Below are 12177 nucleotides of genomic sequence, written 5' to 3' on the forward strand. Positions count from 1 at the left end.
TTATCTTTTATATTCGTTAAAAAATATTCAATGCTATTAATTACTACCAAGTACACAAATTAACTCATGAGTAAAACTTCTACAAAAGGCATCTGGAAAGTAATTTCGGCCTCTTCTATGGGGACAATGATAGAATGGTATGATTTTTATATTTTTGGAAGTTTAGCTGTGGTTATTTCTACCAAATTCTTTCCTTCCGACAATCCAACAACATCTTTCTTGGCTACTTTAGCCACTTTTGCAGCAGGGTTTGTTGTTAGGCCTTTTGGCGCTTTATTTTTTGGACGTCTTGGAGACTTAATCGGACGGAAATATACTTTTATGGCAACTCTATTATTAATGGGATGCTCCACTTTTTTAATCGGTTGTATTCCTAGTTATGAAACCATTGGCTTCTTGGCACCATTATTAGTTTTGATTTTACGCTTACTGCAAGGTCTTGCACTTGGCGGAGAATATGGCGGTGCTGCTACCTATGTTGCTGAACATGCTCCTGTCGGGCAACGCGGTTATTGGACTTCATGGATTCAAACTACAGCAACCGTCGGGCTTTTTATTTCTTTAATGGTCATTTTAGTTACTAAAAACACTCTTTCAGCAGAAGCTTTTGATTCTTGGGGATGGCGTGTTCCTTTCTGGGTATCTATTGCAATGGTCGGGGTTTCGTATTTGATACGAAAAAACATGGATGAATCTCCTGTTTTTGCTAAAGCTAAAAAGGAAGGAAGCATAAGCGTAAACCCTTTGAAAGAAAGTTTCGGAAATAGATATAACCTGAAATTTGTTTTGCTTGCTTTGTTTGGCGCAACAATGGGACAAGGTGTTGTTTGGTACACCGGACAATTTTACGCCATGAGCTTCATGAAAACAGTAATGAGTATTGAATCTTCTCAAGTAGATGGCTTACTAGGAATTGCTCTACTACTTGGCACTCCTTTTTTTATAGTTTTCGGATGGCTGAGCGATAAGATAGGACGAAAATATATTATGATGGGTGGAATGCTACTCGCAATCCTACTCTACAGGCCTATATATAAACAAATGTATGAAACCGTAAACCTAGACAACAAAATTATCTCAAACACATATACAACTGAATCCGATAACAATGACAAAAAAGAACATTACGTTATTATAAACAATGAATACTCAGATGGGACGATTGCTGCAACTAAACAAATAAGTCATGCTGAAAAAATTAACCCCGAAACACAAACTACAATCACTATCAATTCTCAAGATAAATGGATATTGATTTTTCTAGTTTTTGTTCAGGTTTTATTTGTAACAATGGTTTATGGCCCTATTGCGGCTTTCTTGGTAGAGATGTTTCCTGCAAAAATACGATACACATCAATGTCACTACCCTACCATGTTGGAAACGGAATCTTTGGTGGTTTGCTTCCTGCAATTTCAACCTATTTTGTAACCCACTCAAAAGAAGCTGGCAAATCTGACTTTTATCTTGATGGACTTTGGTATCCTATTATTATAGCTTCGGTATGTTTCGTCATAGGAATGATTTATATTGACAATAAAGACAAAAACACTCACATCTAATTCTTTTACAATGAATCTACTAAAACGAATACTGGGAATACTATGGATAATATTATCTATTGCGGCTGCTTACTTTTGTATTTTTGAATTTGGATTACCAAAACTTGTTTCCGACAAACAGGATGATTTAGTCTTCGGAATTATAATCCTATTTATCCTCACTCCCCTTATCGTTTTAGGACTTGGCACTTTTGGTTATTTTTCATTGATCGGAGAGTATGATAAAAGAAAATAAATTACTGTTGTCTATTACTTAAAAACAAAAAACTGCCTGTTGCAATAACAGACAGCTTTTCACACTAACTAACCAATAATTTATTTTTTCAAGAACTTCAATACTTGTGTATCGTTATTTTCGTTTGTAACTTTCACGATATATAAACCTGCATTTAAGTCACTTACTAAGAATTCTGAAGTCATCTTACCATTTCCTGTAAAACTTTTTACTAATTGTCCTGACAAAGAATAGATAGCCACTTTTGAAACTGATTTATTTAAAGTAAAATAATCAGAAACAGGATTGGGATGCAAAGTAATTGCACTAGGTTTTTCAAAATTTTCAATAGCCAACAAAGCTTCTTTATTTCCATAAATTCGAAATTCTCCAGGCGGAATTACCATTGTAGCAGTTACATTAGTTACATTAATTGATGTATTATCCATTAAGTTATACCAAACGCCTATATACGGAAAACCTGTAGCAACACTCTGATTTGTTACATCAAAATTTGCCAGAATCAAGACGTCTTTTAGCTTTGTCGATTCCAATGCACTATTCGTAATTTTTATATTTGGAGATAATGAGTTTGTATTAGATATCGTTACTGTTCCTGAAAAAACAGGCTCAACAGTTTTCATGGTAATCATTTTTGCCCAATCGTTATATATTTTGCTTCGGTTTGAATTTCCTAACCAATTACTTGCCCACTGTGGCTGTTGTTTTGTATCAAGTTTGCAATCGCCAGGAATTGTCCCTGACTCGTCATTAACAGTTCCGTTATTACATGCAAATATAGAAGCATCCCAACCTAAATCTCCAAAATGCCAAATCATTTTTGGTCCAGGAATTAGTAATGATACTGCTCCAATTGCCGACATTCTAGACAAAGCAACATTTAAGTTCTTAACATCATGACTTACATTATTGCTATTACCATATTGTATGTTCTTGTACATTAATCGTTCTTCATCGTGACTTTCAGCATATCCCATTAATCGATTTGCAGTAAAACCATGACTATCGCTTGTCATTCTAGAAATATTACTTTCTGTTGCATACCCCATTGATAATTGATTGTATTCTTTAGTCATTTTCCCCCACATCATGACTCCTTTACTTACAGGATCATTGATTCTATAATTTGCCCATTCTTTTTCTTCAACATCACTTCCTAAATGCTCAAAAATTGTATAATGTGTCGGGTCAAGACTCCAAGAATAATCGGCATACGTTTTCAATACGTCTACCCTATCTTGCTGAAAATTATTTGTACACGATTCATCACCTGCAGTACAATTTTGCGTAAAACCTTTGGTTAGATCCCAACGAAATCCATCAATTTTATATTCTTCAACCCATTGCTTGATTACTCTTTTAACATAATTCTGAGTCATGGCTTGTTGATGATTAAAATCTTCTCCTACATTGTAGCTATGTTTAGCTACTGTATTAAAATATGGATTATCTGCCGATGGGGAACCCCAACCATCGTTGTCTGGATCATTCATCCACATTCTTACCATTGGATTTCGGCCAAAAGCGTGATTTAAAGCTACGTCTAATATAACTGCAATCCCGTTTTGATGACATAAATCAATAAATTCTTTAAGCTTATCTGAAGTACCATAGAACTTATCTAAAGCCATATGAAATGAAGTGTTATACCCCCAGCTTTCATTGCCTTCAAATTCCATAACTGGCATTAATTCGATAGCATTTACTTTTAGATTTTTAAAATAATCTATCTTATCTATTAAACTTTGATAGTTTCTGTTTGCATCAAAATCGCGTACCAAAACTTCATAAACTACTAATTTCTCTTTTTCGGGTTTAACAAAATTTGTTACTTGCCAAGGATATGGTGTTTGTCCTGTTTTCAAAACAGTAACTTCACGTTCTTGTCCTGCAGGATAAACTGGCATGTTTGGATAACTTGTTGCTGGAATTCCAGAATCGTCAAAAGGCGATAACACCAATGTAGAATAAGGGTCGGCAGTTTTTACCAATGAAGGTGAATTAGCAATAGGCGAATTAGCAACTACCCAATATTGATACATATTATTTTCTCCCGAAACTAATCCTGTTAGTTCCAGCCAAAACTTACCCGAAACAGGGTCTTTCTTCATTGCATAAGAACTTGTAGGCAGCCAATTATTAAAACTTCCTGCAACATAAACAAAATCTTTTAGCGGAGCATCTAAAACCAATGTTGCTTTAGTTGCATCTGAAGTATTATAATTTATTCCATCTACTAATCCTGCCGGCATTGCTTCAAGAACAATTGTAGGATTTACGATTGCTGTAAATTTTTTAATAATTGTTGTTCCACTCTGAGTTATACTTAATTCATAATTTTGATTACCCAAAATATTAGCATGATTAAATGAATAACTTGTTGCACTTGCATTTGTATTAATTACTATGCCATTTGATTTCAAGCTATAACTTGCAACTCCATTTGTATTTGTAGCGGTAATATTTAGATTTCCTCCACTTGCTACGATAGTATTACTATTTTCTAATGGTGAAGTTAAAGCGGCTTGAAAAACACCAACCTTCAAAAAAAAGTCAGAACATGATGGGGCTGATTTTAATGTTTGAGAACCTGCAGCGTTTCTAAACACAATTCCCATTTTTGCAGCTTCGGTTTGTTGTATTGCTGTTAATCCGAAATAAATACTTGGTGTAATAACAATGCTCCATGTGCCATTTCCATTATTAGTCATTAAACCAATGTTATCATCTGCACCCCAATTTCCTTTTGCAGTTGCCCATGGATTTGCTTCTGAACCAATTCCTGAATGCATATAAACTTTGGTAGGGTTTACTCCCATTTCATTACAAGTTGGCGATGTAAATGAAGCAGTAATAGTTATAGGTTCGTTAACCTGAAATACCGCAGGCGAAACTGTTATTTGCTGTGCATTACTACTAATAGACAGCAGAAATAAAAATAATAGTATAGTTTTTTTCATAATCTGGTTGGTTTGGTTGGTTAATTTTATAAAAAAGGGCTATCCGTAGATAGCCCTCATTAATTTCAATAAAAAATTACTATTGATTTGGAATCATTAAGTAGCTTCCATCTAAATCATTGAAGTAAACAACATATTTAGATTTTTCAACTGGTATATTATCACCAGTACCACCTCCTGAGAAAGCAGTATTACCTCCCCAACCAACGTCCCAATTATTGTTTGCTCTAAATTTAAGTCCTCCATCATTTAAGGCAGTTACACCTAAACTCCATGCATGAGAATCAAAAGAAGATTTATCCATAGCTGTAGATGCATCCCAACCTCCTGGCGTACTGTCTCCAATAATACCAACTGTTCCAAAAGCTTTTGCTGCAGAAGCATCGTAGCTTACTAATGTATATTTTAAATCCTTAGTATTAAACTCAAAAGAATAATATCCATTTGTTGGAATTACAAATTCACCTGCATTATTTTTAATTTCAATAGCTCCACCTCCAGCATTCCCTAATTGAGAATCCCAGCTGCCTTTTACTGAAATCAACTTAAAATTACCTGCTTTAAAATAACCAACAAATTTATATTGATTAGCATCTTTACCATCTCTGAACATTGGCTGATGCTTAGTGTCTGCATTATTTTCCCAATCACCAGCTACAGCACCTCCTATTAAATACCAATCTGTAAAATCATAAGCAACTCTACCTGCATAAGGAGTTACACTTATTGTTATCAGCGTTTTTGATAATTGAGGAACTCCTCCAGAAACATTCGAAGTTATCTTTATATCAAACTCTGAAGCAACACCCGTAGGTCCTCCAAGATCAATCGCCGCCTGATTTAAATTTTTAACAAGAATTGAAGCTTCAGTAACCTGAGTAGTCGTTGCAAGAGTTAATGCTTTTGCAAAATCGCCTCCTTTTTTATCAATTAACAACGTATAATTTACAACTACAGTATTAGAATATTCCGCAGCTGACCAAGTAAATTTAGCAGCTACATCTGAGGCTTGCTCTTCTTCAAAAACAAACACTTTACCTGTTGCAGGAGCTGTTATTTCTGGTGCAGAAACAGCATCAATAATTGGTCTATTATCGACCGCATCAGCATTACATGACACCGCCAATACACCAATAAATGCGATTAAAATTTTATATATATTTTTCATTTTACTGTTTTATAAAGGTGTTAGTATCCTGGATTTTGCTTTAATGTTGGATTTGCCTGAATATTTCTTGCTGGAATAGGCATTAAATCTCTAAAAGACTCTGTTGTACCGCCATTTTGCGTTCCACCTTTCCATTGCCAAGTTTTAGATCCTCCTGTAAATTTCCCGAAACGGATTAAATCAGTTCTTCTATGACACTCCCAATATAACTCTCTTCCTCTTTCGTCTAAAAGAAAGTCAAGGGTTAATCCTGCTGTTCCAATAGGTGCAACATTTGCTCTAGTTCTAATTTGGTTTACATAACCTAAAGCTGTTGCCATATTTCCTGTTGATGCACCTCTAACAGTTGCTTCTGCATACATTAAATACGCATCAGATAATCTAAACATAGGAAAATCAGTATCTGGTATGTCATTTCTTTGTGCAGCGCTTCCATCAGAATTTACGTTTGTAAATTTAGTTATAGCATAACCTTCTTTAAACACTCCTACATTTAAAATATCTAATGTTTGTCCAGGTGTATAAGAGTATAATCTTTTATCAGTCCATACTTTTTGTTTTCCCAAAACAACTGGCTTATTAGATCCAGATGGAGCATCAACTTCAATACCGTTTAAAGTAATTTTACCATTAACCAAATTAAACAAATAGGTCTTACTAGAATCAAAACCAGCTTCTCCCTCAACTTTGTCGTTTGAATCAATAGCTTTAGCATTCTTGTCAACTAGAATTCCTGTGTTAGCAGCTAAATTCTTACTTTTTGTTTGATAAAAATCAAATTCACCAGCTGGCGCTCCAAAACTAGAAACAAATTCTTTTCTTGTTCTAATTCCTTCCCATCCACCAATCATTCCTTGTGCAGCTGCATCCATGCTTCCACCAATAGATGCGTGAATAATAAAACTCATTCCTCCACCATTCGCTCTAATAGCATTACCATCACCTATAATCGGGAAAATAAATTCACTTTGAGCACCATTTCTATCATTATCCGCAGAGAATAAATGACGATAAGGCACATTCGCAAATGTATATCCTGAACCAGTAATAATTTCATTACACAATGTTGCAGCTTCATTGTTTCTTTCTACTCCTGTATATACTTTAGAGTTCAAATAAATTTGTGCTAATAAAAACTTAGCTGCCGTTTTATCAACTCTACCATATTCATTTCCTTTTGAAACAGCCAAACTATTATCTAAATCTTTTAACTCTGATTCAATAAAAGCAAAAACTTCAGCTCTTGATTTCTGCACTGGATAGAAGAATCCAACTGGATCTGCTTCAGTTGTAATTGGCACATTTCCAAATAAATCCATTAGATTATAGTATGAAAATGCTCTTAAAAAACGAGCTTCCGCTCTAAAAGTAGCGATTTGAGCTTTCAAATTAGCATCAACCCCTCTAGCAGCTAACTTATCATCTGTAGTTTGTCTTAAAAACTCATTAGCAACACTAATTTCATAAAATGCTCTTGAAAATGTTCCTGCCAAAAAATCATTTGCAGGAGACCATGTTTGCGAATTTAATGTTGGTAAAGTACCATCAGCCCAACCAATAATTGCCTCATCTGTAGGAAACTCTTGTGTTACAAAAAGTAATCTTAAGTAACTGCTAAAGTCTCCACCAAGTCCAGAGATATCAGGTTTGCCATCTCCGTCGTTACCTCCTACATATAAACCTGCGTATAATTTTGCTAATACTTGCTTATATGAAGTTGGATCTTTAAAAAAATCCTCAGATAAAAACTCATTTTCATCACGTGGCGTCACATCAAGATCACTCGTACACGAAATAAGTGTCATATTCAATCCTAAAATGAATAGGAAGAAATAAGATATATGTTTAAATGATATTTTCATTTTGTTTATTTTAAAATTTTATTTTTCAGTATACTTTTAGAAATTCGCATTAACCCCAAACAAGAATGTTCTAGCACGCGGATAAACATTATTATCTATCCCGTTGAATTTCTCAGGATCTAGACCGTCATATTTGGTAAGAACAAAAACATTTTGAACTCCCAATGTAAATCTTAATGAAGCCGCTTTTAATATTGATTTATCAAAAGTATATCCAATAGTAACATTATCCAGTTTTATATAAGAAGCATCTTTTATAAAATAATCAGATAAATAACGTCTTGTTCCATTATCCTCAGAAGTAAAACCTGTATTAAAATAATCTGAACTTACATTAGACAAATCTGAGTCTCTTCTTAAACCTGCATTTGAATATCCTAAATTAGAACTTACGTTATCAAAAATATAATTTCCTAAACTTGCTCTCCAGTTCATTGTAAAATCAAACTTTTTATAGTTTAAAGTAGAGAAGAAACCAAAAGTATAGTCTGGTGCTGGTTTATGAGCTCTATAACGATCTCCATCATCAATTTTCCCATCTCCATTTCTATCTACATAAGCTCCTTGAATAGGTCTTTTGTTAGCATCATATAATTGCTCAAATACGAAAAATGAATTTGGCGCATATCCTACAGAATTAATTTGAACTTGATTTCCATTTCCTCCTGCAATATTATCTCCAGAAAGATAACCTCCAAAGCCTGGCACAGTAATACCTAAATTTGTGATTTTTTGATCAATATAGGTAGCATTAAGAGCAACATTCCAAGTCAGGTTATCATTTTTAATAATGTCTGATTGAACATTAAATTCAAATCCTTTAGTTCTTACACTACCAATATTATATGTTCCTGAGTTTCTAATATTTGCTCCGTCTGGCACTACAACATCAGCTAATAAATCGCTTGATTTTTTATCAAAATAGTTAATTGACCCAGTAATTTTATCATTTAAGAAACCGTAATCAATACCTACATTCTTTTCTGCTAACTCTTCCCATTTAATATTATCATTATACCCTTCTGGTCTTGCTGTTTTATAAACAGTATTTCCAAAAATATATTGAGAATTAATAGTACCAAGTGTTACTCTTCGTAAATAATCATATTGAGCTGAAATATCTTGTTGTCCAGTTGTACCGTATCCAAATCTTAATTTCAAACTTGATAGTGTTTCATTTCCTTTCAAGAAATCTTCTTCAGCAACATTCCAAGCTAAAGCAGCTCCACCAAAATTCCCCCATCTGTTTTCTTTAGAAAAACGTGAAGTACCATCTCTTCTATAATTTAATGTTATTAAATAACGGCTATCATAATTTAAAATCAAACGTCCAAAATATGATTGCAAGTTAACATCTGGTTCAATTGTAGTCAATCTATTAGGGTTAGGCTGTCTAGTTTCTCCTGATTGAAATTTCTCTCTTTGAAACATCTGATAGTTATATCCTGCAGTAGCATCAATTTTAAATTTCCCTAAATTCTTAGTATAATTAAAATAAGCATTTAAGTTTTTATTTTGAAGAGACTCAGTATAGCTACTGTAATTTCCGTAATTTACCCATTCTCCAGAGTTAAAAGGCTTTGGCTGAAAACCTAAAGCACTTTCAGTACTTTGTTCAGTATATCCATTACTATCAAATCTATCAATACCTGCTTCAACAACAGCTCTCAAATCTTCAAGGAAATGAAATTTATAGTCTACTCTAATATTACCCCATTTTCTGGTAGAAGTAGATCTTCTTTCTTCTTGATTTAATCTAGCTACAGGATTTCTTGCTGGCAATAATGGTAAATTCTCTGTTGGCTCTAACCATTCAAAATAACCACCATAACGAGAACCTGCTTCATAAACAGATTGTGTAGGATCAAAACTTATTGCACCACCTATAACTGCACCTTCGTCTTGAAATCTATTTTTACCAAAAGATAAATTTCCGTTAATATCAATTTTTAAATGATTATCCAATAAAACTGGATTTAACGATATCGATGTCGTAGTTCTCTCAAAAGAAGTGTTTCTTAAGATTCCTGGATTATTAACATTACCAACAGATAATCTTACTGGTAATTTATTAAATAATGAACCACTTGCAGATATATTATTATTAGCCGTTAAAGCTGTATGAAAAATTTCATCTTGCCAATTTGTATTCGCAGTTCCCAACAATGCTTTTTGCGCTGGAGTACCTTTTGCATTTACCAAAGTTCTAAATTGATCTGCATTCATTACATCAACTGTATTTGCTACAGTATTAACACCAACTTGAGAACTAAAGTTAACTTTTACCCCACCTTTAGTACCCTTTTTAGTTGTAATAACAATTACACCATTTGCTGCTCTAGAACCGTAAATCGCAGCTGCAGAAGCATCTTTCAATACTGTAAAAGACTCAATGTCATTAGGATCTATTGTAGATAAAATACTAGTTGCTCCACTAGGAACAGCATTACTTAAAGGAAGACCATCCAAAACAATTAATGGCTCATTAGAAGCTGTTAACGAAGATCCTCCACGAATTCTAATATCCGCTTTGGCCCCTGGCGCACCTCCTCCAGTTACATTAACACCCGAAATACGACCGCTAATTAAACTCTCTGGAGTTACATTGATTCCTTTATTAAATTCTTTCGCAGAAATTTGCGATACAGATCCTGTTGCATCTTTTTTCTTAACAGTACCGTAACCTACTTGTACTACAACTTCCTTAAGCTGATTTGCATCTTCGTCTAGAGAAATACTTATTGTTTTTTGACCACTAAAGCTTACAGTAGTACTAACATAACCAATGAAGGAAGCGATAATTTTATCACCACTCTTCAAATTAGATAGCTTAAATTTTCCATCAAAATCTGTCGAAGTACCATTGGTACCACCTTGTACATTTACGTTTACTCCGGGAATTGGTTGCCCTGTCGCTTTGTCTAAAACGACACCGTCTAATGTGCTCTGAGCAAACACACTAAACGGAAGGAGTAAGAATAAAAATAACAACTTTTTATAAATTGCTTTCATACTTTTTGTTTAAATTAAAATTGAGTTTTGGTTTATTTATTAACTTTTATTTTTACTTCGAATCTCAAAATTAAGGATTTATTAACGTGCCCGACACATACCAATTTTTAATGGTTTACGAAAACGTGATAGTGTTGAAAACTTTCTAGATAATATAAGTTTTTAGGCATAATACTGTCATTTTTAAAAATAAACCATATCTTTATTAACAAAACAATTATTTCCATATCAACAGCTATGAAACGCAAAATAACCCTTAAACAAATTGCTAAGGAGCTTGATGTATCAATTTCTACCGTCTCAAAATCATTACGTAACAGTCTGGAAATCGGAGAAGATACCCGATTAAAAGTTCAGGCTTTTGCCAAATTTTACAACTACAAACCCAACAATATTGCACTTAGCCTTAAGAATCGTAAAACCAAAACAATTGGTATTATTATTCCCGAAATTGTGCATCATTTTTTCTCAACAGTCATTAATGGAGTCGAGGAAGTTGCCAACGAAAATGGCTATAGTGTTATCATCTGTTTATCTGATGATTCATTTGATAAAGAAGTACTTAACATGGAAATGTTAGCCAACGGAAGTATCGATGGTTTTATCATATCACTATCTAAAGAGACACAATTTAAAGGCGATTTTCATCATATAACCGAAGTCATAAATCAAGGAATGCCTGTTGTTATGTTTGACAGGGTTACCAATGATATTTTATGCGACAAAGTAATTATTGATGATAAATCCGCAGCTTACGAAGCTGTTCAAAGTTTAATCGATAAAGGACGTAAAAAAATAGCCTTAGTTACTACTGTTGATTATGTTAGTGTTGGAAAACTCAGAACAGATGGATATACAAAAGCACTATTAGATAACGACATCGCTTTTAATGAAAACCTTATTATTAAGATTGAAGATGTAGATACTTGCGAAATAATCATTAGTCAATTATTAGAAGACCGAGCAATAGATGCTGTCTTTGCAGTTAATGAACTTTTTGCAGTTACTATAATAAAAACAGCCAACAAAATGGGACTTCGAGTTCCCGAAGATTTAGCCGTTATAGCCTTTACAGATGGGATTATATCCAAATATTCGACTCCAACTATTACAACAGTAAGCCAAAGTGGTAACAAAATGGGGAATAAAGCTGCCAAAATGCTAATCGATCGTTTAGAATTAGAAACCGAAGAAGGAGAAGATGAAGAAGAGAACTATAAAACAGAAGTCATTGAAACTCACCTAATAGAAAGAGAATCTACAGATTAATATTCTTACAATCCTAAATAAAAAACCCCTTTATTAATTTTAATGGGTTTTTTATTTGCTTCTTTAGAAAAATAATTTATAAATTTACGCCAGCTCAAAACTTTTACTTTT

The 12177-nt window shown here is 33.6% G+C and carries 7 protein-coding genes; 3 read left to right on the plus strand and 4 right to left on the minus strand.

Annotation, left to right across the window (positions count from 1 at the left end; translation table 11 throughout):
• Positions 1 to 66: 66 nt before the first annotated feature.
• Positions 67 to 1560, plus strand: coding sequence for an MFS transporter (locus OIU80_RS04490; RefSeq protein WP_264285846.1), 1494 nt, complete (start codon positions 67 to 69; stop codon positions 1558 to 1560).
• Positions 1561 to 1570: 10 nt separating this feature from the next.
• A complete protein-coding gene (locus OIU80_RS04495) occupies positions 1571 to 1795 on the plus strand; it encodes a DUF6814 family protein (protein ID WP_264285847.1) in 225 nt (74 codons plus the stop codon).
• Positions 1796 to 1875: 80 nt separating this feature from the next.
• On the opposite strand, the gene OIU80_RS04500 is transcribed toward OIU80_RS04495, so the two are convergent.
• The 4 genes from OIU80_RS04500 to OIU80_RS04515 all read right to left on the minus strand — a co-directional run bounded on the left by OIU80_RS04500 (position 1876) and on the right by OIU80_RS04515 (position 10797).
• The gene (locus tag OIU80_RS04500; RefSeq protein ID WP_264285848.1) at positions 1876 to 4755 is read right to left on the minus strand and encodes an alpha-amylase family glycosyl hydrolase; all 2880 of its coding nucleotides are present in this window, start codon (positions 4753 to 4755) and stop codon (positions 1876 to 1878) included.
• A 79-nt stretch (positions 4756 to 4834) separates the two neighbouring features.
• Positions 4835 to 5923, minus strand: a complete 1089-nt coding sequence (locus tag OIU80_RS04505) for a SusE domain-containing protein (RefSeq protein ID WP_264285849.1) — start codon at positions 5921 to 5923, stop codon at positions 4835 to 4837.
• A 20-nt stretch (positions 5924 to 5943) separates the two neighbouring features.
• Entirely contained in the window at positions 5944 to 7785 is a 1842-nt protein-coding gene (locus tag OIU80_RS04510; protein ID WP_264285850.1) for a RagB/SusD family nutrient uptake outer membrane protein, read from the minus strand.
• Between the two features lie 36 nt (positions 7786 to 7821).
• On the minus strand, positions 7822 to 10797 hold the full coding sequence (locus OIU80_RS04515; protein ID WP_264285851.1) for a SusC/RagA family TonB-linked outer membrane protein: 2976 nt from the start codon (positions 10795 to 10797) through the stop codon (positions 7822 to 7824).
• A 237-nt stretch (positions 10798 to 11034) separates the two neighbouring features.
• Here OIU80_RS04515 and OIU80_RS04520 point away from each other — a divergent pair, with 237 nt between their 5' ends.
• Entirely contained in the window at positions 11035 to 12066 is a 1032-nt protein-coding gene (locus tag OIU80_RS04520) for a LacI family DNA-binding transcriptional regulator (protein ID WP_264285852.1), read from the plus strand.
• The last annotated feature ends 111 nt before the right edge of the window (positions 12067 to 12177 follow it).

Origin of the sequence: Flavobacterium frigoritolerans, assembly GCF_025847275.1 — a bacterium.
Classification (GTDB): Bacteria; Bacteroidota; Bacteroidia; order Flavobacteriales; family Flavobacteriaceae; genus Flavobacterium; species Flavobacterium frigoritolerans.